We start from the raw sequence: 24387 nt of genomic DNA, 5'->3' as shown, positions 1-24387 counted from the left end.
GGGCTTGCCCCAAGCTAACGCCCACGCTCGGCAAATGCTGCGCCCAGGTCCTCGATGAACGCCAGCAGGGCTTCCCCGGGCGCCTGGCCGCGGTGGCGGGCCAGGGTGAACGGCACGCTGAAATCCAGCGCGGGGTCCAGCGCCCGCAACCAGCCCTGGGCCTCCCATGGCGCGGCGCAATGGCAAGGCAGGTAACCGATGTGCCGGCCTGAGAGGATGAAGGTCAAGGCGCTGTCGATCTGCTCGGCCAAGGCCATGCTGCGCCGGCTCTGGAAGGGCTCGCCGTGTTTGAGAAAACGGTAGGGATGGCGCACCTGGTCGGCATCGAGCAACTGCGCGCGGCTCACCTCGGCGGCCTGGAACAGCGTGTGGCCCTTGCCGCAGTACAGGCGCTGGCGCTCCTCGAACAACGGCCGGTAGTCGAACGCCGCCTGGTTGCCGGAAAAGTAGCTGATGGCGCAATCCAGGCGCTGCTCCAGCAACAGCCGCTCCAGCTCGGCGGGCGGGGCGCAGGTCAGCTCCAGCTGCACCGACTCCTCGCGCTGGCGAAACCGAGCGATGGCCTGGGCAATGCACAGGGTCACAGGCCCGTCCTGGTTCTCCGCCAGGCCGATGCGCAGCGTGCCCAGCAGGCGCCCGGCCACGCCGTTGGCCAGCTGACGGAACTGCTCGATCTGCAGCAGCAGGCCACGGCTCGCCTGCAATAACTGCGCGCCCTTTTCGGTCAGGCGAAAGCCACCTTTGCCGCGGCTGCACAGGCGATAGCCCAGGCGCGTCTCCAGCTTGGCCATCTGCTGGCTGATGCTCGGCTGGCTGAGCCCCAGCACGCCTTGGGCGGCGCTGAAGCCGCCGGCCTCGACTACAGTGACGAACAGCCGCAGCAGGTGCAGGTCGAGGTCGTGCAGTTGTCCCAGCATCACATTGCTCCCGATGAATGTCAGCTTTGCAAAGTTGCCATTTTTGCAATGTAACCCGGCCGGCATGCTGGCGGCATCCACCCCCCAAGCCGAGGTGCCCGCCATGCGTCGAACGTTGTGCCTGCTGTCACTGCTGATCGCCCTGCCGCTGCAGGCCGAGGACAAAGTCGTCAACCTGTACAGCTGGGCCGACTATGTCGCCCCGCAGACCCTCGAGCGCTTCGAGCAGGAAACCGGCTACAAGGTCCGCTACGACACCTTCGACACCACCGAGGTGCTGGAAACCAAGCTGCTGACCGGCGGCAGCGGCTACGACGTGGTGGTGCCCTCGGCCACGGTGCTGGCCCGCGCGCTCAAGGCCGGCGCCTTGCAGCCGCTGCAGGCGCAGGCGATGGCAGGCTATGCCAACCTCGACCCCGACCTGCTGGCCAAGCTGGCCGAGGCCGACCCGGGCAATCGCCATGCCGTGCCCTACACCTGGGGCACCCTGGGCCTGGGGGTGAACGTCGAGGCGGTGCGCCAGCGCCTGGGCGAGGTGCCGCTGGACAGCCTCGACCTGTTGTTCAAGCCCGAATACGCCGGGCGTCTGAAGGACTGCGGCATCGCCATGCCCGACTCGCCCCAGGAGGTGATCGGCGTGGCCCTGAACTACCTGGGCAAGGACCCGTACAGCCAGAGCAAGGCCGACCTGGATGCGGCGCAGCAACTGCTGCTGCAACTGCAACCGTCGATCAGCTACGTGGCCAACGGCCGGCAGATCAACGACCTGGCCAATGGCAGCGTGTGCCTGGCGTTGACCTACAACGGCGACGCCGCCATGGCCGCCGACCAGGCGCGGCGCGCCGGCAAGCCGTTCGCGCTGATCTACCGCATTCCCCGCGAAGGCACCCTGGTCTGGCAGGACAACCTGGTGATCCCCAAGGACGCCCCGCACCCCGAGGCTGCCCGGGCCTTCATCGCCTTCATGCTGCGCCCCGAATCGGTGGCGGCACTGACCAACACGCTGTTCTTCGCCAATGCCAACCAGGCGGCCACGCCGCTGGTGGACGAGGCCATCCGCAACGACCCGGACATCTACCCCCCGGCCACGGTGCGCCAGCGCCTGTTCGCCGACCGCAGCATGGCGCTGGCCGACCTGCGCCAGCGCAACCGCCTGTGGACCACCTTCCGCAGCCGCCAATGACCACCCCAGGAGCGCAACCGTGGACCTCGCCCAAAACAACGACCAGGCCATCACCCGTGACAGCCTCTACGGCACCGCCGCCGAGAGTACCTATGCCGGCATCACCAGTTTTTCCCGGCGCCGCTACAGCCGCGACCTGCGCGCTGTCGACGTGGTGGTCAGCGGCGTGCCGTTCGACACCGCCACCAGCAACCGCCCGGGCGCGCGCTTCGGGCCTCGGGCGATCCGCGCCGCCTCGGTGCAACAGGCCTGGGCCCGCCACTGGCCGTGGGCATTCGACCCATTCGACCAGCTGGCGGTGATCGATTACGGTGACTGCGCCTTCGACAGCGGCACCCCGGCGTCGGTCCCGGCCAGCATCGAGGCCCATGCCGAGCGCATCCTCGAGGCCGGCTGCGCCATGCTCACCCTCGGTGGCGACCACTTCATCAGCTACCCGCTGCTCAAGGCCCACGCCCGGCGCCATGGCCCGCTGGCGCTGATCCACTTCGACGCCCACAGCGATACTTGGCCGGACGAGGAGGGCCAGCGCATCGACCACGGCACCATGTTCTGGCATGCCGCGCGCGAAGGCTTGGTGGACCCGGCGCGCTCGGTGCAGATCGGCCTGCGCACCACCAACGACGACAGCCAGGGCTTCGCCATCCTCGATGCGCGCCAGGTGCACCGCCAGGGCACCGAGGCGATCGTCGCGGCGATCCGCGCGCGGGTGGGGGACAGGCCGGTGTACCTGACCTTCGATATCGACTGCCTCGACCCGGCCTTCGCTCCAGGCACCGGCACGCCGGTGTGCGGCGGGCTGAGCACGCTGCAGGCGCTGGAGATCCTCGGCGGCCTGCGTGGGATCAACCTGGTGGGCATGGACCTGGTGGAGGTGGCGCCGGCCTACGACCATGCCGATATCACCGCGCTGGCCGGGGCGACCTTGGCGATGGAGATGCTGTGCCTGTATGCCGCCCGGCACAAGGTCGACAAGCACCTGGCGCAAGGCTGAGACGTAGGCTTGCCCCGCGACAAGGCCCGGTTGGGCCTGGGGCATCGCGGGGCAAACCTGCGCCCACAAGCACTCCGAGGGGCCATACTGAAACATCAGGAATCATCTCCACGCGGATTGCCACTTTTGCGTCGAACCCTGCGCGCCTTAGGCTATCCAACCTTGGAGCGCGCCTTTTCGTACCGGAGGTGAAGCATGAACCCCACATTGGCAACCCTGGCCCTCGGCCTGTTGCTGGCCCTGCCGCTCCAGGCTGCGCCGTTGCCGTTGCCGCCATTGGCCGCCAACGACAGCAACAACCCCTACAACAGCCCGATCATGCGGGCCAACCCCAACAGCCGCCAGGGCAGCGTGCCGGCTGCACCGCCCGTGCGCGGCCCGTCCACCCAGCCCAACCCGCGGCCACCGACCCTGGACAACCGCGGTATCGGCAACGGCGATAACCTGCGCCGCGAGCAACAGCCCCCGAACCTGGAACCCACCCGGCCACCGCGCGACTCGCAACGCGTGCCGTGAGCCCCTGCGAAGGACCCGAGCATGACGCCACGCACTTGGTTGATCACCCTGGCCGCCGCCAGCCTCTTGCCACTGCTGGCCCAGGCCGCCCCCGAGCAGACCTTGCCCAGCGAGGAGGGCCAGCTGAGTGTCAGCACCCTCGCCAATGGCCTGCGCAACCCTTGGGCCCTGGCGTTCCTGCCGGATGGCAATTCCATCCTGGTGACCGAGCGCCCAGGCAACCTGCGCATCGTCAGCGCCGAGGGCAAGGTCGGCCCGCCGCTGTCCGGCGTGCCCAAGGTCTGGGCCCAAGGGCAGGGCGGCCTGCTCGATGTGGTGCTGTCGCCGGCGTTCGCCCAGGACCGCACGGTGTACCTGTCGTTCGCCGAGGCGGGCGAGGATGGCAAGGCCGGCACTGCCGTGGGCCGGGGGCAACTGTCCCAGGACCAGGCACGGCTGGAGAACTTCACGGTGATCTTCCGCCAGTTGCCCAAGCTTTCCGAGGGTAACCATTTCGGCTCGCGCCTGGTGTTCGACCGCGAGGGTTACCTGTTCATCGCCCTGGGCGAGAACAATCAGCGCGCCACCGCCCAGGACCTGGACAAGCTGCAGGGCAAGATCGTGCGGATCCTGCCCGATGGCGAAGTGCCCAAGGACAATCCCTTCGTCGGCCGCGACCAGGTGCGCCCCGAGATCTGGTCGTTCGGTCATCGCAACCAGCAGGGCGCGGCGCTCAACCCCTGGACCGGCAAGCTGTGGACCCATGAGCACGGCCCGCGTGGCGGCGACGAGATCAACATCCCGGCACCGGGCAAGAACTACGGTTGGCCGATCGCCACCCATGGCATCAACTACTCGTTGCTGCCGATCCCCGAGGCCAAGGGCAAGCATGTCCCGGGTATGGTCGACCCGCACCATGTGTGGGAAAAATCGCCGGGCATCAGTGGCATGGCGTTCTACGACAGCCCGACCTTCAAGGCCTGGGACCACAACTTGTTCATCGGCGCCCTGGCCACCCAGGAGCTGATCCGCCTGCAGCTCGAAGGCGACAAGGTGGTGCATGAAGAGCGCCTGCTGGGTGAGCTGAAAGCGCGGATCCGCGATGTGCGGGTGGGGCCGGACGGCTACCTGTATGTGCTGACCGATGACAAGGATGGGATGTTGTTGAAGGTCGGCTTGAAACAGGGTTGATGGGGGCGTAACCCGAGGCGCCGGGGTTGCCGGGTTCGCCAGCAAGGCTGGCGCCTGCAGTGCGCGGGGGCGCGGCTTGAGGCCGGGATGGCGTACCATGCACGGCATGACTCCCGAATCTCTCTACCATCAGGCCCTCGGCGAGCGTGGCTTCGTCACCGACCCCGCCCAGGCGGCGGCCGTCGCTGCGTTGCAAGCCTGTTTCGATGCCCTGTGCCAGGGTAAGCCAACCCAGGGCCTGTACCTTTGGGGCCCGGTGGGGCGTGGCAAGACCTGGCTGATGGACCTGTTCCACCGTTGCCTGCCCGTGCCGTCCCGGCGCCAGCACTTCCACCATTTCATGGCCTGGGTTCACCGCCGCCTGTTCCAGCTGGGTGGCACCGCCGACCCGCTCCAGGCCCTGGCCCGAGCACTTGCCGGCGAGATCCGCGTGCTGTGCTTCGACGAGTTGTTCGTCAGCGACATTGGCGATGCGATCATCCTCGGGCGCCTGTTCCAGGAACTGTTCGACCAGGGGGTGGTGGTGGTTGCCACCTCCAACCAGCCCCCCAACCAGCTGTATCGCGACGGCTTCAACCGCGAGCGTTTTCTGCCGGCCATCGCCGCCATCGAGCGGCACATGGGCGTGCAGGCGGTGGCCGGCGAACAGGATCACCGGCTGCACCCGGGGGCCGCGCAGCAGCGTTACTGGGTCGCGCAGCCCGATGCACTGGCCGGTGTGTTCCAGCAACTGAGCCCCACTGACCCAGGCAGCGAGCAACCCCTGCAACTCGGGTCCCGGCAAGTGCGCGTGGTGCGCCACAGTAGCCAGGCGCTCTGGTGCCGGTACCGCGACCTGTGCGAGCAACCGCTGGCGGCCATGGACTTCATGGCCCTGTGCGACCGCTTCCCGGCGATCCTGCTGGGCGGTATCCCGCAACTGGGCGGCGAGCAACGGGCCGGTCGCATCGCCCGCGGCACCGAGGACGGCGCCGCGCGGGTGCTGGCCGGCGACCGCGAGCTGCCGACCCTGGCGCCCAGGGACGACAGCGTGCGCCGCTTCATCGCCCTGGTCGATGAATGCTACGACCGGCGCGTGGCCTTGTACCTGGAAGCCGAGGTGCCCCTGGAAGCGCTCTACACTCAAGGGTATCTGGCGTTCCCGTACCAGCGCACCCTCAGCCGGCTACGGGAGATGCAACTGCAACGCTTCGCCTGAAGGAGCCGACCATGGAGCCGCTGTCGCATCACCTGCTGACCCAGGCCTACAACAATGGCTGGGCCAACCACCGCTTGTACAAGGCTTGCCTGCAACTGACCCAGGACGAGTTCGTCGCCCCGCGTTGCAGCTTCTTCCCGTCGATCAAGGCCACCCTCAACCACCTGCTGACGGTGGACTGGTTCTACCTTGACGCCCTGGAGTGCGAGCAGCGCGGCGCTGCCCCCGACCCGGACGGCGAGCGCTTCTTCCAGCCCGAGCAACCGTTTTGCACCTGCACCGACCTGCAGGCCCAGCAGGCCCAGGCCGACCAGCGGCTGATCGCCTATTGCCGGGGCTTGCGCGATGAGCAACTGCGGCGCTACGTGAGCATCGTGCGGCCCGACCGGGTGCAGCGCGAACAGCGCCTGCGCCTGTTGTCGCACCTGTTCGAACACCAGATCCACCACCGTGGCCAGGTGCATGCGATGCTCAGTGACACCCAGGTGCAGCCGCCGCAGCTGGATGAGTTCTTCTGCGAGGAGGAAGCGCATTTGCGCGCGGTGGACTTCGCCGAGCTGGGCTGGACCGAGGCGATGATCTGGACCTGAGTGCAAGCCGCCGGTTCGCCGGCAGCCCAAGCACCCTCAGCGCTGCAACCAGCCAAGCAATGCCTGGTGGAACTTGCCCGGCTCCTCGATTTGCGGCGCATGCCCCAGGCCTTCGAAGCTGACCAGCTCGCCTTGGGGAATCAGCTTCGCCACCTGCGGCCCGAGCACCTTGTACTGGCCTAGCCGGGCCTTGATCTCGGGCGGGGCGATATCGCTGCCGATCGCCGTGCTGTCCTGGTCGCCGATCAGCAGCAGGGTCGGCATTTTCAGGTCCTTGAACTCATGGACCACCGGCTGGGTGAAGATCATGTCGTAGATCAGCGCCGAGTTCCATGCCACCAGCCTGTGCCCGGGCCCCTGGTTCAGCCCCACCAGCATCTGCACCCAGCGCTCGTACTCGGGTTTCCAGCGCCCGGCGTAGTAGGTGTTGCGTTCGTAGTTGCGCACGCCTTCGGCATCGAGCTTGAGTTCCCGGGCGTACCACTGGTCGACGGTGCGATACGGCACGCCCAGGGCTTTCCAGTCTTCCAGGCCGATGGGGTTGACCATGGCCAGGCGCTCCACCTGCTGGGGATACATCAGCGCGTAGCGGGTGGCGAGCATGCCGCCGGTGGAGTGGCCGAGGATGATGGCCCGGTCCACGCCCAGTTGCGCCAGCAGGGCGTGGGTGTTGTCGGCCAGCTGCTGGAAGCTGTACTGGTAGTGCGCCGGCTTGCTCGAGGTGCAGAAACCGACCTGGTCCGGCGCGATCACCCGGTAGCCGGCCTGGCTCAGGGCATCGAGGGTGGTTTCCCAGGTGCCGGCGCAGAAGTTCTTGCCATGCATCAGCACCACGCTGTGGCCGTTGGCCTTGCCCTTTGCGGGTACGTCCATATAGCCCATTTGCAGCGCCTGGCCCTGGGACTGGAAGTCGAAGTGGCGCAGCGGGTACGGGTAGGTGAAGCCTTCGAGCTGCTGGCCATAGGTGGAGGGGGCGGCAGCGATGGCGCCAGCCGAGGTGAGGCAGGCGAGGGCGAGGGCGGTGGCGCGCAGCATGGGAGCACTCCGAATAGGGCCAGGTAGGGAAAGGCGACTGTAGCAGCCACTGACCCTGGCCGAGCAGCAAAGGTGTTACCCGCTGTGAAACCAGCCCAGGGTAACCAGCGCCACCACGATGTAGCGCCCGCCCTTGGCCAGGGTGACCAGCAGCAGGAAGCGCCAGAAGGGCTCGCGCATGATGCCGGCGATCAGCGTCAGTGGATCACCGATCAGCGGCATCCAGCTCAGCAGCAGCGACCATTGCCCCCAGCGCTGGTAGCGCTGCTGGGCGCGTTGCAGCTGGCTGGCGCTGAACGGGAACCAGCGCTTGTCGCGCAGTTGCTCGATGGCCCGGCCCAACAGCCAGTTGACCAGCGAACCCAGCACATTGCCCAGGGTCGCCACCAGCAACAGCAGCGCCCAGGCCTGGGGCTCGCGCAGCAGCAGGCCGACCAGCACGGCCTCGGACTGCAGGGGGAGCAGGGTGGCGGCGCCAAAGGCGCTTAAGAACAGCGCCCCGAGGCTGAGCATCAGTAGTTGGCGACCACGGTGTCCTGGCCATCCCGGGTTACGCCGATGACCTGGTAGGCGTCCTTGTGGTCACCCATTTCCATGCCCGGCGAGCCCATGGGCATGCCGGGCACGGCAAGGCCCTTGAGGTCGTCGCGCTTGGCCAGCAGGCGCACCTGCTCGGCCGGCACATGGCCTTCGACGAACTTGCCGGCGATCACTGCGGTGTGGCACGAGGCCAGGCGCGGCGCCACGCCCAGGCGCTGCTTGACTGCGCTCATGTTCGGCTCGACATGGTCGTTGACGGTGAAGCCGTTGTCGCTCAGGTGCTTGATCCATGCCTTGCAGCAGCCGCAGTTGGGATCGCGGTAGACGTCGATGGTCTCGGCCGCCTGGGCCAGGCCGGTGATGGCCAGCAGGCCGAGGGTGAGCAGGTGTTTGCGCAGCATGGTGAAGCTCCTGTGAAACTAAACACATCGGGTTGATCAGCGCCGGCTCTCATGGAACAAACCGTAACTTATTGATTTAGCTTGACCCTGTGGGAGGGCAGCTGCTGCAGGGCCGGCAGCAAGCGTCAGAAACGCAGGCGGACCCCGGCCACCAGCCGGGTCTGGCCGATGTCCTCGCCATCTTCCCGGGCCTGGTCGGCGCGGTTGCCGTGCAGGCGGTTGAAGCTGACCCCGACATAGGGCGCGAAACCACGGCTGATCTCGTAGCGCAGGCGCAGCCCCACTTCGCTTTCAGCCAGCCCCGAGCCCTGTTCGCGGCCGGCGTCGTTGCGCCCGAAGAGGTTCATTTCAACAGTGGGCTCGAGGATCCAGCGGTTGGTCAGCAGCATAGCGTAACCGGCCTCCAGGCGCAGCGCGGTCTGCTGGCGCTCGCCGGCGTAGGCGGTGGCCTCCAGCTCCAGGCCGTACAGCGGCGTGCCCTGGATGCCAAAGGCGGCCCAGGTCTGCCCGCTGGCGGGCTTGAAGTCCTGGCGCACGCCACCGACCAGTTCCCACCAGGGGCTGATGGCATGGCCCCACAGCGCCTGCAACTCGGCCTTGTGGGTCTTGCCCTGCTCGCGCTCGCCCTCGCTGCGCAGCCACAGCCGGTCGACATCGCCGCCGACCCACGCGGTGGCGTTCCAATTCAGCGCGCCGCTGCTTTCGAAGTGCTGGTATTCCAGCTGGTCGACGATCACCGCCCAGTTGATCGCGCGGTCATGCACCTGGTGCCCTGGCAGCGGCGGGAACGCGGCGCGCCGGTCGGCATCGGTGATGTTCGCCAGGGGCGTGCGCGGTTGCGCGCTGGTGGGCGTGGCGTGGTTCATCTGGCGGTGATCCATCATCGGCATGGCGCCATGGTTCATCTGGCTGTGGTCCATGCCCGTCATGCTGGCGGCCAGGGCGCGCTCGCTGGCCAGCAAGGCGACCAGGGCGACGCCGGTGACGATGCGCCGGTTGATGATCTCATTCATCGACCCGTACCTCGCGGAACATGCCGGTCTCCATGTGGTAGAGCAGGTGGCAGTGGTAGGCCCAGCGGCCCAGGGCGTCGGCACTGACGCGGTAGCTGCGCCGGCTGCCGGGTGGTATGTCGAGGGTGTGCTTGCGCACCAGGAAGCGGCCTTGCTCGTCTTCCAGGTCGCTCCACATGCCGTGCAGGTGGATGGGATGGGTCATCATGGTGTCGTTGACCAGGGTGATGCGCACCCGCTCGCCGTACTTCAGGCGCAGTGGCTCGGCGTCGCTGAACTGGATGCCATCGAACGACCAGGCGAAACGCTCCATGTGCCCGGTCAGGTGCAGCTCGATGTCCCGCGACGGTTCGCGGCCGTCCGGGTCGGGGTAGGGGCTGCGCAGGTCGGCGTAGGTCAGCACCCGGCGGCCATTGCCGCGCAGGCCCAGGCCTGGATCGGCCAGGTTGGCGCGCGGGGCCATGGTCTGCATGTCTACCAGCGGGTTGTCGGTCTCGCTGGCGGGGTGCGCCTGCATGCCAGCCATGGCCGAGTGGTCCATGCCGGCCATTTTGCTGTGGTCCATGCCGGCCGGGTCCATCTGGGCCATGCCGCCGTGGCCCATGTCGTCCATGCTCAGCACCGGGCGTGGGTCGAGCGCGGGGACCGGGGCCTGCAAGCCGGCCGCGCGGGCCAGGGTACCGCGGGCGTAGCCGGTGCGGTCCATGCTCTGGGCGAACAGGGTGTAGGCGGGCAGGTCACCGACGGCGACCAGCACATCGTAGGTCTCGGCCACGGCGATGCGCAGTTCATCCACGGTCACCGGCGTCACCGGCAGGCCGTCGGCGGCGATCACCGTCAGCTTGAGCCCGGGGATGCGGAAGTCGAAGTAGCTCATCGCCGAGGCGTTGATCAGGCGCAGGCGCACGGTTTCGCCGGGCTGGAACAGGCAGGTGAAGTTGCCGTCCGGCGGCTGGCCGTTGAGCAGGTAGGTGTAGCTGGCGGCGCTGATGTCGGCCAGGTCCGTCGGGCTCATGCGCATCTTTGCCCAGGCCCAGCGTTCGCTGACGGTCTTGCCCCAGCCGTGGTCGGCGACATCGTCGATGAAGTCGCCGACCGTGCGCTTGTCGTAGTTGAAGGCGTCGGACTGCTTCTTCAGCGTGGCCATCAACGCCTCCGGCGCCTGGTCCGACCAGTCGCTGAACAGCAGCACATGGTCGCGCTGGTAGGTGTGCGGCTCGGGCTCGCGCGGCTCGATGACGATGGCGCCGTACACGCCGGCCTGCTCCTGCAGGCCGGAATGGCTGTGGTACCAGTAGGTGCCGCTCTGGCGCAGGGTGAACTGGTACAGGTAGTCGCCGCCCGGTTCGATGCCGGCGAAGCTCAGGCCCGGCACGCCGTCCATGTTGGCCGGCAGGATGATGCCGTGCCAGTGGATCGAGGTCGGCTGGTCCAGGCGGTTGCGCACCCGCAGGGTCACGCTGTCGCCCTCGCGCCAGCGCAGCACCGGGCCGGGCAGGCTGGCATTGATGGTCTGGGCGATGCGCGGGCGGCCGGTGATGTTGACCGCGGTCGGCCCGATGAACAGTTCGAACTGCTGGCCGCTGAGGTCGTGCAACGGCAGTCGCCCTTCGCCGGCCTGGGCCAGCGGGCGCCACAGGCCGAGGCCGGCGAGGGCGGTGGCGGCGCCCAGGCCCTTGACGAAGGTGCGGCGGGTTGGAGTCGGTGGCATGGCGTGCTCTCGGTGCTGGCAAGGTCATCCAATCGCAAGGCCAGCCCGCCCCGGTGGGAGCGGCCTGGCCCGGCGATCAGCCATGACGCGATGGTCACCGCCAGCGCCTGTCAGCCACCTGAGGCGCCGATTACAGATTTGTCAGGCAGCGGCCTCGGCGCTGTCCAGGTCGCGCATCAGCAGGCCGTACTCCAGCGAAACCTGCTCGGGGATCGGCAGGTAGACCACATGGCCATCACCTGGCGCCACCTCGATCGCCTGCTGCTGGCGGTCGCACAGGCGGTGCAGGTCGAAGTGGTAGTTGCCGCGCGGGGTCATCAGCTCCAGATGGTCACCCACGGCGAAGCGGTTCTTCACCTTGACCTCGGCCAGGCCGTCGACGCGCACCCCGGTCAGCTCGCCAACGAATTGCTGGCGCTCGGACACCGAGTTGCCGCGCTGGTAGTTCTGGTATTCGTCATGTACGTGGCGGCGCAGGAAGCCCTCGGTGTAGCCGCGCTGGGCGAGGGACTCGAGGTTGGCCATCAGGCCGCGGTCGAATGGCCGACCGGCCACGGCGTCGTCGATGGCCTGGCGGTACGACTGCACGGCGCGGGCGCAGTAGAAGTGCGACTTGGTGCGGCCCTCGATCTTCAGCGAGTGCACGCCCATGGCGGCCAGCCGCTCGACGTGCTGGATGGCGCGCAGGTCCTTGGCGTTCATGATGTAGGTGCCGTGTTCGTCCTCGAAGGCGGGCATCTGTTCGCCGGGGCGGCTGCTCTCCTGGAGCAGGAACACCTGCTCGGTGGGCGCGCCCAGGCCCAGGGTCGGCTCGACCTCGCGGACGATATCGCCGGTGAGGTTCTCGGTGGCCGGGGTGGTGTCGTACTTCCAGCGGCAGGCGTTGGTGCAGGTACCCTGGTTGGCATCGCGCTTGTTCAGGTACCCGGACAACAGGCAGCGCCCGGAGTAGGCCATGCACAGCGCGCCATGGACGAACACCTCCAGCTCCATGTCCGGCACCTGCTGGCGAATCTCCTCGATCTCTTCGAGCGACAGCTCGCGGGACAGGATCACCCGCGACAGGCCCAGGCCCTGCCAGAACCGCACCGCCGCCCAGTTCACCGTGTTGGCCTGCACCGAGAGGTGGATGGGCATCTGCGCGAAGTGCTCGCGCACCAGCATGATCAAGCCTGGGTCGGACATGATCAGTGCGTCGGGGCCCATCTCGATGACAGGCGCCAGGTCCTTGAGGAAGGTCTTGAGCTTGGCGTTGTGCGGGGCGATGTTGACCACCACGTAGAAGCGCTTGCCCAGGGCATGGGCCTCCTGGATGCCGAGGGCCAGGTGGGCGTGGTCGAATTCGTTGTTGCGCACCCGCAGGCTGTAGCGCGGCTGGCCGGCGTAGACCGCATCGGCGCCATAGGCGAAGGCGTAGCGCATGGTCTTGAGGGTGCCGGCGGGGGCGAGCAGTTCGGGCGTGGCGGGTGAGGTCATGGTGCGCACCGGGGGCAAAAGGCGCGGATGCTAAGGCCGTGGCGCTGCGCCAGTATTGATCTGGGTCAACGGCACTTTTGCCCCGGCGCCGGGCACTAAGCTGTTGAACCCTCGAGGAATGCCCATGAACGAAACTGTGTTGCAGAACAAGGCGCTGACGGTGTTGCTGGCGCTGGTGACCATCGCTTTCATCTGGATCCTGCTGCCGTACTACGGGGCGATCTTCTGGGCGGTGATCCTCGCCATCCTGTTCTCGCCGCTGCAGCGCCAGCTCCTGTTGCGCCTGGGCTGGCGGCGCAACCTGGTCACGGCGGCGACCTTGGTCATCTGCCTGGTGATCGCCATCTTGCCGGTGATCGTCATCAGCGCGCTGCTGGTGCAGGAGGGCGCGGCGCTCTACCAGCGCATCGAAAGCGGCCAGCTGGACATCGCCGGCTACATCGAGCACGGCAAGGACATGTTGCCGGCCTATGCCCAGCACTGGCTGGACCGCATGGGCATGGGCAACCTCGACGGGCTGCGCGACAAGATCAGCAAGTGGGCGACCCAGGGCAGCCAGTTCCTCGCCGGGCAGGCCTTCAACTTCGGCCAGGGGACCTTCGACTTCCTGGTGAGCTTCGGCATCATGCTCTACCTGCTGTTCTTCTTCTTGCGCGAGGGCGCCGAGCTTGCGCGCAAGGTGCGCCAGGCGGTGCCGTTGCCCGAGCAGCAAAAGCGCAGGTTGCAGCTGAAGTTCAAGCGCGTGGTGCGCGCCACGGTCAAGGGCAACTTGTTGGTGGCGGTCACCCAGGGCGCCTTGGGTGGCCTGATCTTCTGGGTGCTGGGCATCCCCAGCGCGTTGGTCTGGGCGGTGCTGATGGCGTTCCTGTCGCTGTTGCCGGCGGTGGGCGCGGGGATCGTCTGGGCGCCGGTGGCGGTGTATTTCCTGCTGACCGGGGCGATCTGGCAGGGCGTGGTGCTGAGCGCATTCGGCGTGCTGGTGATCGGGCTGGTGGACAACCTGTTGCGGCCGATCCTGGTGGGCAAGGACACGCGGATGCCGGATTACCTGATCTTGGTGTCCACGCTGGGTGGGTTGGCGGTGTTCGGGCTCAATGGCTTCGTGATCGGGCCGTTGATCGCCGCGTTGTTCATTTCCAGTTGGGCGATTTTCGTGGGCAACCGGGCGCAGGTGCAGCTGCCGTCTTGAAGGCGCCGCCCAGATCGAGCCAGCGCCGCCTGCGTGGCGGGCGCTGGATTCTGGCATTCCCTATTTGGTTCTCTCTGGGTACACTTGCGACACATTCTTATTTGCATCTGTAAATCTTTCGAGGGGAAGCGCCACGATGTCCACCGTTGCTCCCGACGGCGCTGCGCAAAAAGGCCTGGAAACGCTCTACCGCGAGCACAACAGCTGGCTCCATGGCTGGCTGCGGCAACGCCTTAACAACGCCGCCGATGCCGCCGATCTGGCCCAGGACACCTTTATCCGGGTATTGCTGGCCCGCACTGCCGCCACCCTCAACCAACCCCGGCACTACCTGGCTACCATCGCCCGGGGCCTGGTCATCGACCTCTACCGCCGGCGCAGCCTGGAAGCCGCCTACCTCGAGAGCCTGGCCTTGCAGCCAGAGCATTACGCGCCGTCCGCCGAAGCCCGCGCGGCCATTCTCGATACCCTGATCGCCATCGACCGCATGCTCGATGGCCTGGGCTCGCGTACGCGGGCGATCTTCCTGGCGGTGCAACTGGACGGCCTGAGCTACGAGAAGACCGCCGAGGGCCTGGGCGTGTCGGTGAGCACCGTGCGCAAGCACCTGGCGCGCGGGCTGATGCACTGCCTGTTGTTCGAGCAGGCATGAAGGCGATTCTCAGCGATGCCGTGGACTGGTACGTACGCTTGCACGACAGCCACGTCGATGCCGCCACCCGCGCCGCCTGGCAAGCCTGGCTCGGCGCCGACCCGCGCCATGCCGCGGCCTGGGCGCGGCTGGAGCAGTTGCAGGGGCAACTGGGCAATGCCCCTGGCGGCGCCGCGCAAACGCTGCAGAGCGCCCGACGCGATCGACGCCAGGCGGTGAAGGCCCTGGCCCTGTTGCTTGGGGGCGGGGTAGTGGGGTGGCAGGGCTACCGGGTTTCGCCCTGGAGCGCCGATTACGCGACACGGATCGGCGAGCGCCGGCAACTGACCCTGGCCGATGGCACGCGCCTGGACCTCAACACCGACAGCCGTGTGGATATCCGCTACGACGCGGGCCAGCGCCTGATCCACCTGCGCCGGGGCGAGATCCTGGTGGAAACCGCCAAGGACCCGCGTCCCCTGAGCGTGCGCAGTGGCGAAGGCGACATCCTGGCCCTGGGCACGCGCTTCAGCGTGCGTCAGGACGCCGGGGTGAGCCATGTCGCGGTGACCGCCCATGCCGTGCAAGTGCGGCCGCGTAGCAGCGCCCAGGTGGTGCGAATCGATAGCGGCTATGGCCTGCGTTTCAGCGCTGACGCGGTGGGCCCGCCGCTGCCTGTGGCGCCGGGGGCCCTGGCCTGGGCCCAGGGGATGCTGGTCAGCATCGATTGGCGCCTGGGCGACGTGGTCGAGGCGCTGGCGCGCTACCGCCCCGGTTACCTCGGTTGCGCGCCGCAGGTGGCTGGGCTGCGCCTGTCCGGCGCCTTCAACCTTGACGATACCGATATTGCCCTGGCCAGCCTGGAAGATGCCTTGCCGGTGCGTGCGCGGCGGTTGACCCGCTATTGGGTGCAGTTGCAGCCCGTCGAGGCCGGTTGAAGCCTCCAGCGCATCGCGTGGCCAATCCCCGTGCCGCCGCGCTACAGCTTTGCGAGAATTTTTCGCATTTGGGGTAGCAGATTTCCTGCACTGCTTCGGCTCTTCAGGGCGCGCGCATCAGCCGTGCCCAAGCCCACCCAGTACAGGAACCCTTTTTCATGTCCGCACGCCGTACTTCGCTAGCCTGCAGCATTCGCCAGGCGACCCTCGCGCTGAGCCTTTGCGGTGCCGCGCTGGCGACCTCCACTGCCTGGGCCGCCGCGCAGCGCTACGATATTCCGGCCGGTAGCCTGGCCGCCGCGGTCAGCCAGTTCGCCGCTGCCAGTGGCGTCACCATCAGCTTCAGCCACAGTGAAACCAGCGGGTTGCGGTCGTCCGGGTTGCAAGGCAGCTTCGAACTCGAGCAAGGCTTCGCCACCTTGCTGCAGGGCAGTGGCTTGCGCGTGCTGCAGGTGGGGGAGAAGCGCTATGTGCTGGACAAGGCGCAAAGCGGCGACGCCATCGAGCTGGGCGCGACCAGCATCGATGCCACGGGCCTGGGCAGTACCAGCGAAGGCACTGGCAGCTACACCACGGGCTCGGCCAATACCGCCACCGGCTTGCGCCTCTCCGCTCGCGAGACGCCGCAGTCGGTCAGCGTGGTCACCCGCCAGCAGATCGAAGACCAGAACCTCACGGATGTCGCCCAGGTGCTCGAGCAAACGCCGGGCGTGGTGGTGGACAGCATGGGACCGGCCGGCAGCGACGCCAACCATATCTATGTACGCGGCTTCGAGGTTGGCAGCATCCAGGTCGACGGTATCAACCGCCCTGACAGCTTTGGCTTTCGCGACGACCTGGCCGACATGGTCAGCTACGACCGGGTAGAGGTGGTGCGTGGTGCCACTGGCCTGATGTCGGGCACCGGCGACCCGGGCGCGACCATCAACCTGATCCGCAAGAAACCGACCTTCGACACCCAGCGCAAGCTGACCCTGAAGGCGGGTTCCTGGGACAGCTACCGCACCGAGCTGGATGTCTCTGGCAAGTTGTCGCAGAGCGGCCATGTGCGCGGGCGTTTCGTCGCCTCGAGCACCGACAACAAGAGCCACATCGACCGCCAGTCACTGGACAAGCAGGTGGCCTACGGGGTGGTTGAATGGGACCTGAGCGACAGCACGATGCTGACCGTGGGCGCGGAATATTCCGAGATGGACAACGACGGAGCCGGCAACCATGGCTTCCCGCTGTTCAATGCCGATGGCAGCCACTTCAAGCCATCGCGCTCGTTCAACTCGGCGGCGGACTGGAGCTATCACAAGCGCCGCAGCAAAACCCTGTTCACCACCCTGGAGCACCAGCTGGACAACGGCTGGCAGCTGAAGCTGAACGCCGAACACAGTCGCCGCCACTACGACGACACCTTCGCCACCGCCGCCGCCGGTACCGTCAACCCCGACGGCAGTGGCCTGAAGACCTGGAGTGGACGCTGGGCTGGCGACCCGCGGCAGACCTCGTTCGATCTGTCGGCCTCCGGCCCGTTCGAGCTGTTTTCCCGGGAGCACCAGGGCTACCTGGGGGCCAGCCACTATCGGGCGTACTACCGCAACCCCGGTTACCACCTGTGGACGAGCCAGGCGATCGACAATATCCATACCTGGGACGGTTCGCTGGCGATCCCGGATGCCATCTACAACGAGACCACCGAAGATGCCCTGGATGAAACCCAGGACGGCCTGGTGGCCTCGGTGCGCTGGAGCCTGACCGACGACCTGTCGCTGATCACCGGCGCGCGGGTGATCGACTGGAAGCGCGACGAAAGCCATACCACCCTGGCCAGCGGCGCCACCACGCGCACCTCGCGCAGCGAGACCGGGGTGGTCACGCCGTACCTGGGGCTGGTGTATGACATCGACGAGCACTGGTCGGCCTACGCCAGCTACACCACGATCTTCAAGCCACAGAGCAAGCAGGATGCCACGGGGGGGTATCTTGAGCCGCTGGAGGGGGTGAACTACGAGCTGGGGGTCAAGGGCGAGTTCTGGGACAAGCGCCTGAGCACCGCCTTCAGTGTCTTCGAAGTGCAGCAGGATAACTTCGCCGTGGCTGACGGCAAGAAGCTGGCACCGGACGGCAACCAGGCCTACCGCGCCGAGTCCGGCACCACCACCCGCGGTTTCGAGATGGAAGTGGCCGGGCAGATCCTGCCCGATTGGCAAGTCTCCGCCAGCTACACCTATGCCCAGGCCGAAGACGCCGATGGCAAGCGCCTGCTCACCGAAGTGCCGCGCGATACCTTCAAGCTGTTCACCAGCTATCGCCTGCAATCCTTGCCGCAGTTGAAAGTGGGCGGGGGGGTGCGCTGGCAGGGCATGGAGTACTACAAGGACGCAGGGCCGCATGGCGAGACCTTCAGCCAGGGCGCGTACAGCGTGGTCGATGCGATGGCGCAATACGCATTCACGCCGCAAACCAGCGTGTCGCTGAACCTCAACAACCTGTTCGACGAGAAGTACTACACCGCGATCGGCGCGCGTGGCTGGTACGGCACTCCGCGCAGCGCCACGGCCACGTTGGTCTATGCGTTCTAGCCGCGCCGCCCCATCCATCGCCTTGTGAAGCACGGTTGCTTGTCCCTGGCAATAGTCGTTAGTGGCTATGGGAGCGGCGATGGCGGGGTTGCTATGCTGCCTTGGGTCCGGGCATAGGGATGCGCCAGCGCTGGCAAGCGCTGCCAATACAAGGAGGTTCACATGCAGATCACATTACCCTTGAGTGTCAGCGACTGGAAATACAAGACGGCCAGCGGTGGCGGGCTGACCGTGATGTGCGCCGCTGGCACCGCGGGTTTGCTGACCTTGACCGACCCCAGCAAGGTCGAGCAGCAGTTTCGCTATGGCTCGCTTGGGCTCGGCGCGGGCGCTGGCGCCCGTCTACCGCGTATCGGCAAGATCAACCTGCAGGTCCGCGGGCGCAGCGTGGGCGCGGCGGCTGCGAGCGAAGATTTTCCGGCCATCGGCGCGGTGCTGGTGGCGGACGCGGTCGCTGCCCGCGGGGGCTTGACGCGCGACGACTTCAAGGGCGGTTGTGTGTTCTTCGAGGCCGGGCTGGGCCTGGTTGGCGGTGGCGCCGGCTCAGGGGTCTTGTTTGGCCTCGACCCCAAGCTGCTGATCCTGGGAACCGCGGCGCTGGGCAGCGGTGGGGCGATCCCGCCCCAGCACATCTATCCGCGCCTGTTGCGCTCGGCCAAGGGCGTGATCTTTTCGCTGGGGTTCAACGCCGGGGTGCAGGCCGGCGGTGGAGCCACCTTGACCGTGGGCGGGCTGTTCTGAGAACAGCCGCGCGCCCGCCGATCACTCCGGCGGTAGCGTCAAGCCAAAGCATGCCAGTGCCAACAGCGCGGCACCCAGCACGATGAACACATAGTTGAGCGCCGTGAAGCGGGCATTGCTTTGGCCCTGCGGATCGCCTGCGGCGGCGTTCAGGCCCTGCTGGCCGAGCCAGGTGATCCAGCCCATGACCGGCAGCATCGCCAGGCTGACGGCGTCCAGCAGCGGGTAGCCGATATTCTTGCGCACCAGGCTGTCGATGATATTGCTGATGATCAGCGTCACCACGAACAGGGTCGCCAGGCCACGGTGCGGCCATTGGATGTCGCGGCCGTCGCGCTTGAGGCGGGCATCGGCCTCGCGGTACAGCGCGTGGGTGAAGAAAATGGCAAAGATCGCCCGGGCTACCGGCCACAGCTTCTCACCGCTGCTGAGCTTGAACTGCTGCCAGTTCTTGTAGGCCCAGTACAGCTGGTAAAGGCTGAAGGTGAGGATGAACAGGGTGAGGAACTTGCCCCGAGAAACCACGTAGAACGGCGCCTGTTCGGCGTCCTGCGTGGGAAAGGTCCGCTCTGTTTGCGGCGAGTTGTAGAAGGTGTCAGACACGGGCTCTCCTTGGGGTGGTCTGCAAAGGGGGCGTCACGTTAACCCAGTCTGTGCGGCAAAACCATCTTGAATGGGCCGGTGTCCGCCACCGCGTTGCCTGCTTCGCCTGCACGGCGGGCGCCCACGGTCGTTGCCGGCCGCGGCGACATGGTCGCGGCCGCGGCGCAAAGGCATAATGCAGGGCTCTGTACTCAGGACTGGAACACGTGATGATGGAAAGCTCTGGCCCAGGCAAGGTGCTGTTGGTGGAAGACGACGAGAAGCTCTCGGGGTTGATCGCGCATTACCTGTCACAACATGGTTTCCAGGTGCGCGAGGTGCATCGCGGCGACCTGGCGCGCCAGGCGTTCGCCGAATTCCAGCCGTCGCTGGTGGTGCTCGACCTGATGCTGCCGGGGCAGGATGGCTTGCAGGTGTGCCGGGAAATCCGCGCCCTGAGCGATACGCCGATCGTGATCCTCACCGCCCGCGAGGACGACCTGGACCATATCCTCGGCCTTGAGTCGGGGGCCGACGACTACGTGATCAAGCCGATCAAGCCGCCAGTGTTGCTGGCCCGCCTGCGCGCCCTGCAACGGCGCCATGCGCCGCAGGCCAGCCCCGGTGGTGCGCTGGTGTTCGGCGAACTGAAGATCGACCCGGTGTGCCGCGAGGTGACGCTGGAGGGCGAGGCGCTCGAGTTCACCACCATGGAATTCGACCTGCTCCAGCTGCTGGCCGACAACGCCGGGGTGATCCTGTCTCGCGACGATATTCTCAACAAGATGCGCGGCATCGACTTCGATGGCATGAACCGCAGCGTCGACGTCTACATCAGCAAGCTGCGCACCAAGCTCAACGACACCCCGCGCGAGCCGGTACGCATCAAGACCGTGTGGGGCAAGGGCTACCTGTTCAACCCGTTCGCCTGGGAGCGCTAGATGCTGCGCCTGTTCCTGGGCCTGTACCTGATCCTGGCCGCGGGCCTGGTGGTGGCGTTGCAAACCGTCGAGCACACCCTCGACGCACTGCTCGCCCCGCAGATGGAGGCCGCCAGCCGCGAAACCTTCCGCGGCACGGTGCATGCGCTGGTCGAGCAATTGCGCGGGGTTCAGGCAGAGCAGCGCGCCCAGCGCCTGGAACGGCTGCGCCCCGACTATGGCTTGGGGCTGGCACTGGTGCGCGCCGACCAGCTGGCGCTGAGCGCGCGTGAACAGGCGCAGTTGGCGCAGGGCCAATTGGTGTTGCGCGAACAGTACACCCAGCTGTACAGCCGCATCGATGACGGCGAGCAACTGCTGAGCGTGACGCTGCCCCGCGAGCCCAATTTCATGCCGGTCTACATCGCCACGGCCTATGCGATGCTGGCGTTGCTGCTGGGCGTGGTGTTGTTCTTCTGGGTGCGCCCGCACTGGCGTGACCTGGAAAAACTGCGCCTGGCCGCCCAGCGCTTCGGCGACAACGACCTGTCGGCACGGGTGCGCATGCCGCGGCGCTCGAGCATCAGCGATGTGGCGGGGCATTTCGACCTGATGGCCGCGCGTATCGAAGGGCTGATCGCCAACCAGCGCGAGTTGACCAACGCTGTGTCCCACGAGCTGCGCACGCCCATCGCGCGCCTGAATTTCGAGCTCGATCAGCTCGGCAAGCAACAGGATCCGGTCGAGGCGCGCCAGCTGATCAGCGACATGTATTCCGACCTGGGCGAGCTGGAAGACATGGTGTCCGAGTTGCTCACCTACGCCAGCCTGGAGCACGGTGCGGCCGCCATCAGCCTGCAAGCGGTCGAGGCCGGCAGCTGGCTGGACAGCGTGGTTGCCAGCGTGACCCTGGAGGCCGAGGCCAATGGCATCGAGATTCACCTGGCGCCGAGCGCCGTCGAGACGTTCAGTATCGAACCGCGGTTCATGGCCAGGGCGGTGATCAACCTGTTGCGTAACGCGATCCGCTATGCCGAAGGGCATATCCAGGTTTCCCTGGCATGCAGTGACGGCCAGTTCCGGCTGCAGGTCGACGATGACGGGCCGGGGGTGCCGGTGGCGGGGCGCGACCGGATCTTCGAGCCCTTTTCGCGGCTCGACAGCAGCCGCGACCGGCGCACTGGCGGTTTCGGCCTGGGGCTGGCCTTGGTGCGGCGGGTGGCGCAGTCCCATGGCGGGGAGGCACAGGTGGGGGATGCGGCAGGTGGGGGCGCGTCCTTGCGCATGATCTGGCCGGCCCGGGGTTGGACAGCCCCGGGCGGTCGAAAGGGGTCAGAAGGTGTAGGTCATCTGGCTGAGCACTGATGTTTGCAGGCGCTTGTCGACCAGCGGGCTATTGCCAGCGTCGTTGCTCAGGTAGTCCGCCGCCAGCACGGTGGTCAGGCTCCAGTGCTGGTCGAACGGCAGGCGCCAGGCCAGCTCGGCGCCGCGGCTGACCAGGCCGCCACGGGCCTCATGGGCGCGGAACTGGCTGCGCGAAGCCTGGGCCTGGCTCACGCCATACCAGGTGCGCACATAGTCGCCGTCGCCGAACTGGCTGTTGACGCCGCCCGTCAGCTCGCCGAAACGGCCCTTGTACAGTTGCATGGCCAGGCTCAGTTTCAGGTGGTTGTAGGCCGAGCCGGTGTCGGGCTCGTCCTTGTCTTCTTCCAGGGCATGCTCGAAGTTGGCGGCCAGCGTCAGGGGGCCGAGGTGGTAGGCCGCGTCGAGGCCCACCAGTGGTCGCGACTTGATCGAACCCATGCCGTCGAGCTTGTCCGAGCCTTCGAAGCCTGCGCGGCGGTCTTTGCGCGCGGCACTGGCACCCAGATAAACGCCAAAGTCGAATGCCTCGCCGTCATGGGCCCAGCCCAGGCCTTTTTGGCTATCGAGGAAAAAGCCAGCGGGGCTGGTAATGCTGCCTGCGAGCAGCGGCGCACTGGTCCGTTCGCTGGCGCCGCTGTAGCGCGGGGCATTGGCGACACCGGCGCTCAGGCGGTACTGCCAGTCCTCGGCGCGCAGGTCGTTGGCGCCCAGCAGCAGGCAGGCGCAAGAGAGGGATAGCAAGCGATACGGTACAGACATGGTGACACCCGATGAGGATTGGATGTGCCCATGCTAGGGAGCGCGCTGGCGGCAATCCTTGGCAGCTTTGTCGGGAAACTGTCAAAGACTGTTAACGCGCACTTTTTAACAATCCTTTGCAAAGCTCATGAAGTTGTCGCCGGAACGTCATTGCTAGGGTGCGCTTCCTTCAAGCCACCGTGAGATCGTTCATGAGATTGCTCTATCCGTTTGCCCTGTGCGCCTGCCTGGCTGTGAGCCAGGCCCAGGCCACCAGTTTCGTCATGACCACCGACATGACCGTCAGCCTGAGCATGAGCGCCAGCAAGGGCACCAGCAGTTCGTTCAAGGACGACAAGATCGTCCTGGCGGCCAAGGATGACGCGGCGGCGTTCGTTGCCAGCAGTGGTGCCATTCGCGGTGCGCGCATGGAGGCGGCATTCGCGCGGATTCGCCAGGTGCTCGATGAGCCAGGCTTGCCGGACGAGACCTTGGCGCAGGCGATCCTGGCGCTGTGAACGGTCGTTGGCTCACATGTGAGGCTTGCGCAGCTCGCAATCCAGGCGTAACGTGCCTCACATGTGAGACAAGGACCCTTCCTCGATGGCCGGCAAGAAAAGCTCCACCGACTATATGCGCGACATGCGCGCTCGGCTCAAGGCCGCGGGCCTGGTCAAGCGTGAGCTGTGGATCCTGCCGGAGCACGCGGCCGCCCTGCGCGGCATCGAGAAAGCACTACGCCAGCCCCACGCGGGCAACCAGGTCAGAACGGAGGATTTCATGACCGAGCACAACCACTGGACGATCGAATCGTTGCACAGCGCCCTGCAGGGCCTTGACGAGGTGCGTGACGGGGCGATCGGCCTGTCCCTGCAGCAGGGCGCCGAGCCCAGCCTGAAGCTGGTGATGCACGAACTGGACGGCCTGCCGCTGTACATCGCCGTGGCCGGTGAGCAGATCCTGGTCGACACCTTGCTGGTCGAAGCCAGCCAGGTGAAGGACGCGGCAGCCTTCAACGATGCGGTGCTGCGCACCCGCGACGTCTTCCCGCTGTCGTCCATCGGCCTGCACAGGCTGCCCTCGGGCGAGTCGGTGTACACCATGTTCGGCGCCCTGAGCGCGGCCTCGTCGCTGGACAACATCGCCCAGGAGATCCACACCCTGGCCGACAACGTCATCACCGCCGCCGAAGACTTCGAAGACTACTTCACCCGCTGATTGCCCGGAGATTCATCATGAGCCTGTTGAAAAAGATCGTTACCGCCTTGCGTGGTGGTGCTTCGGAAGTCGGTGAGGCCATCGTCGATTCCCAAGCCCTGCGCATCCTCGACCAGGAGATCCGCGACGCCGACAACAACCTGATCGACGCGCGCAACCAGTTGGTCAAGATCATGGCCAAGCAAAAGACCGCGCAGCAGCGCATCAGCGAGTTCGACAAGACCATCGGCGATTGGGAACAGAAAGCCATCGCCGCCCTGGACAAGGGTGAAGACGGCCTGGCCCATGAGTGCGCGGCACGTATCGCCGACCTGACCAACCAGCGTGACAGCGAGCAGGCGCTGGCCGACCAGTTCGGCGCCTCGGTCGCCACCCTGACTGCCACCGTGGGCAAGACCGAAGCGCAGATCAAGGGCCTCAAGCAGCAGGTCGACCTGGTCAAGGCCCGCGAGAGCGTGCAGCGCGCCCAGGTGAGCGCGGCGTCGGCCACCGGCGGCGCCAATGGCAGCCTGGAGACTGCGGTCGGTTCGCTGGACCGCATCAAGAAACGCCAGAGCGAACGCGCAGCCGAGCTGGAAGCGGCGGCGGAGCTTGCCGGCAAGGCCGATGGCAGCGACCTGGAGGCGCGCTTGAAGGCGGCCGGCATCGGTGCCAGCAACAGCGGCGCCGACGATGTGCTGGCGCGCTTGAAGGCCAAGGCGGCGAAGCCGGCGGAGTGATGCGCTGATCGGGGCGGTTTTATCGCGGCGCA

Annotated in this window: 25 protein-coding genes; 16 read left to right on the top strand and 9 right to left on the bottom strand. The window is 66.8% G+C overall.

From position 1 onward, the window contains the following. Positions 1-14 precede the first annotated feature (14 nt). The gene (locus KSS95_RS18875; RefSeq protein ID WP_217848655.1) at positions 15-917 is read right to left on the bottom strand and encodes a LysR family transcriptional regulator; all 903 of its coding nucleotides are present in this window, start codon (positions 915-917) and stop codon (positions 15-17) included. Positions 918-1020: 103 nt separating this feature from the next. Here KSS95_RS18875 and KSS95_RS18870 point away from each other — a divergent pair, with 103 nt between their 5' ends. The 6 genes from KSS95_RS18870 (at position 1021) to KSS95_RS18845 (ending at position 6568) form a co-directional block, all read left to right on the top strand. Beyond that, entirely contained in the window at positions 1021-2100 is a 1080-nt protein-coding gene (locus KSS95_RS18870) for an extracellular solute-binding protein (RefSeq protein ID WP_217848653.1), read from the top strand. Between the two features lie 19 nt (positions 2101-2119). Then, positions 2120-3094, top strand: a complete 975-nt coding sequence (speB, locus tag KSS95_RS18865) for an agmatinase (protein ID WP_217848651.1) — start codon at positions 2120-2122, stop codon at positions 3092-3094. A gap of 195 nt (positions 3095-3289) precedes the next feature. After that, positions 3290-3610: a hypothetical protein gene (locus KSS95_RS18860; protein ID WP_217848649.1), complete on the top strand. Its 321-nt coding sequence runs from the start codon at positions 3290-3292 to the stop codon at positions 3608-3610. A 21-nt stretch (positions 3611-3631) separates the two neighbouring features. Further along, positions 3632-4780 (top strand): PQQ-dependent sugar dehydrogenase, encoded by a 1149-nt coding sequence (locus KSS95_RS18855; protein WP_217848647.1) that lies wholly within the window; start codon positions 3632-3634, stop codon positions 4778-4780. Between the two features lie 106 nt (positions 4781-4886). After that, positions 4887-5978 (top strand): cell division protein ZapE, encoded by a 1092-nt coding sequence (gene zapE, locus KSS95_RS18850; protein WP_217848645.1) that lies wholly within the window; start codon positions 4887-4889, stop codon positions 5976-5978. Between the two features lie 11 nt (positions 5979-5989). Beyond that, positions 5990-6568: a DinB family protein gene (locus KSS95_RS18845; protein WP_217848643.1), complete on the top strand. Its 579-nt coding sequence runs from the start codon at positions 5990-5992 to the stop codon at positions 6566-6568. Between the two features lie 36 nt (positions 6569-6604). Here the strand turns inward: KSS95_RS18845 and KSS95_RS18840 are convergent, their stop codons facing one another. From KSS95_RS18840 to trhP, 6 genes are all read right to left on the bottom strand, one after another. Further along, entirely contained in the window at positions 6605-7603 is a 999-nt protein-coding gene (locus tag KSS95_RS18840) for an alpha/beta fold hydrolase (protein WP_217848642.1), read from the bottom strand. A 75-nt stretch (positions 7604-7678) separates the two neighbouring features. Then, positions 7679-8116 (bottom strand): YqaA family protein, encoded by a 438-nt coding sequence (locus tag KSS95_RS18835; RefSeq protein WP_217848640.1) that lies wholly within the window; start codon positions 8114-8116, stop codon positions 7679-7681. Next, on the bottom strand, positions 8116-8544 hold the full coding sequence (locus KSS95_RS18830) for a DUF411 domain-containing protein (protein ID WP_217848638.1): 429 nt from the start codon (positions 8542-8544) through the stop codon (positions 8116-8118). The genes KSS95_RS18835 and KSS95_RS18830 overlap by 1 nt, the downstream gene beginning before the upstream one ends. A gap of 125 nt (positions 8545-8669) precedes the next feature. Continuing rightward, positions 8670-9557, bottom strand: a complete 888-nt coding sequence (locus tag KSS95_RS18825) for a copper resistance protein B (protein ID WP_217848636.1) — start codon at positions 9555-9557, stop codon at positions 8670-8672. Then, complete coding sequence (locus KSS95_RS18820) at positions 9550-11268, bottom strand: copper resistance system multicopper oxidase (protein WP_217848634.1); 1719 nt, start codon at positions 11266-11268, stop codon at positions 9550-9552. Before KSS95_RS18820 ends, KSS95_RS18825 begins: the two co-directional genes overlap by 8 nt. 141 nt (positions 11269-11409) lie before the next feature. After that, positions 11410-12744 carry a prephenate-dependent tRNA uridine(34) hydroxylase TrhP gene (gene trhP / locus KSS95_RS18815; RefSeq protein ID WP_217848632.1) on the bottom strand — a complete coding sequence of 445 codons (1335 nt, stop codon included), beginning with the start codon at positions 12742-12744 and terminating at the stop codon, positions 11410-11412. 124 nt (positions 12745-12868) lie between these two features. Here trhP and KSS95_RS18810 point away from each other — a divergent pair, with 124 nt between their 5' ends. The 5 genes from KSS95_RS18810 to KSS95_RS18790 all read left to right on the top strand — a co-directional run bounded on the left by KSS95_RS18810 (position 12869) and on the right by KSS95_RS18790 (position 18813). After that, a complete protein-coding gene (locus KSS95_RS18810; protein ID WP_217848630.1) occupies positions 12869-13933 on the top strand; it encodes an AI-2E family transporter in 1065 nt (354 codons plus the stop codon). A gap of 136 nt (positions 13934-14069) precedes the next feature. Then, positions 14070-14585 (top strand): sigma-70 family RNA polymerase sigma factor, encoded by a 516-nt coding sequence (locus KSS95_RS18805; RefSeq protein WP_217848628.1) that lies wholly within the window; start codon positions 14070-14072, stop codon positions 14583-14585. Next, complete coding sequence (locus KSS95_RS18800) at positions 14582-15502, top strand: FecR domain-containing protein (protein WP_217848626.1); 921 nt, start codon at positions 14582-14584, stop codon at positions 15500-15502. The genes KSS95_RS18805 and KSS95_RS18800 overlap by 4 nt, the downstream gene beginning before the upstream one ends. Positions 15503-15660: 158 nt before the next feature. Beyond that, positions 15661-18072, top strand: a complete 2412-nt coding sequence (locus tag KSS95_RS18795) for a TonB-dependent siderophore receptor (RefSeq protein WP_217848624.1) — start codon at positions 15661-15663, stop codon at positions 18070-18072. Positions 18073-18234: 162 nt separating this feature from the next. Beyond that, on the top strand, positions 18235-18813 hold the full coding sequence (locus KSS95_RS18790; RefSeq protein ID WP_217848622.1) for a hypothetical protein: 579 nt from the start codon (positions 18235-18237) through the stop codon (positions 18811-18813). Between the two features lie 21 nt (positions 18814-18834). On the opposite strand, the gene KSS95_RS18785 is transcribed toward KSS95_RS18790, so the two are convergent. Continuing rightward, positions 18835-19416, bottom strand: a complete 582-nt coding sequence (locus KSS95_RS18785) for a hypothetical protein (protein ID WP_217848620.1) — start codon at positions 19414-19416, stop codon at positions 18835-18837. A gap of 212 nt (positions 19417-19628) precedes the next feature. Here KSS95_RS18785 and KSS95_RS18780 point away from each other — a divergent pair, with 212 nt between their 5' ends. Both KSS95_RS18780 and KSS95_RS18775 read left to right on the top strand, forming a co-directional pair. After that, positions 19629-20336 (top strand): response regulator, encoded by a 708-nt coding sequence (locus KSS95_RS18780; protein WP_217854031.1) that lies wholly within the window; start codon positions 19629-19631, stop codon positions 20334-20336. Then, positions 20337-21680, top strand: coding sequence for an ATP-binding protein (locus KSS95_RS18775; RefSeq protein ID WP_217848618.1), 1344 nt, complete (start codon positions 20337-20339; stop codon positions 21678-21680). Here KSS95_RS18775 and KSS95_RS18770 read toward each other — a convergent pair. Then, entirely contained in the window at positions 21648-22439 is a 792-nt protein-coding gene (locus tag KSS95_RS18770; RefSeq protein ID WP_217848616.1) for a MipA/OmpV family protein, read from the bottom strand. The genes KSS95_RS18775 and KSS95_RS18770 overlap by 33 nt on opposite strands. Positions 22440-22630: 191 nt before the next feature. On the opposite strand from KSS95_RS18770, the gene KSS95_RS18765 reads away from it, so the two are divergent. The 3 genes from KSS95_RS18765 (at position 22631) to KSS95_RS18755 (ending at position 24355) form a co-directional block, all read left to right on the top strand. Further along, positions 22631-22936 carry a DUF2388 domain-containing protein gene (locus KSS95_RS18765; RefSeq protein ID WP_217848614.1) on the top strand — a complete coding sequence of 102 codons (306 nt, stop codon included), beginning with the start codon at positions 22631-22633 and terminating at the stop codon, positions 22934-22936. Between the two features lie 85 nt (positions 22937-23021). Beyond that, positions 23022-23636, top strand: coding sequence for a YjfI family protein (locus tag KSS95_RS18760; RefSeq protein WP_217848612.1), 615 nt, complete (start codon positions 23022-23024; stop codon positions 23634-23636). Between the two features lie 17 nt (positions 23637-23653). Continuing rightward, the gene (locus KSS95_RS18755; RefSeq protein WP_217848610.1) at positions 23654-24355 is read left to right on the top strand and encodes a PspA/IM30 family protein; all 702 of its coding nucleotides are present in this window, start codon (positions 23654-23656) and stop codon (positions 24353-24355) included. The last annotated feature ends 32 nt before the right edge of the window (positions 24356-24387 follow it).

Origin of the sequence: Pseudomonas muyukensis, assembly GCF_019139535.1 — a bacterium.
In the GTDB taxonomy this organism is placed as follows: Bacteria; Pseudomonadota; Gammaproteobacteria; order Pseudomonadales; family Pseudomonadaceae; genus Aquipseudomonas; species Aquipseudomonas muyukensis.
Note: the sequence above shows the minus strand (reverse complement) of the source record. Positions and strands in the feature narration are given on the sequence as shown.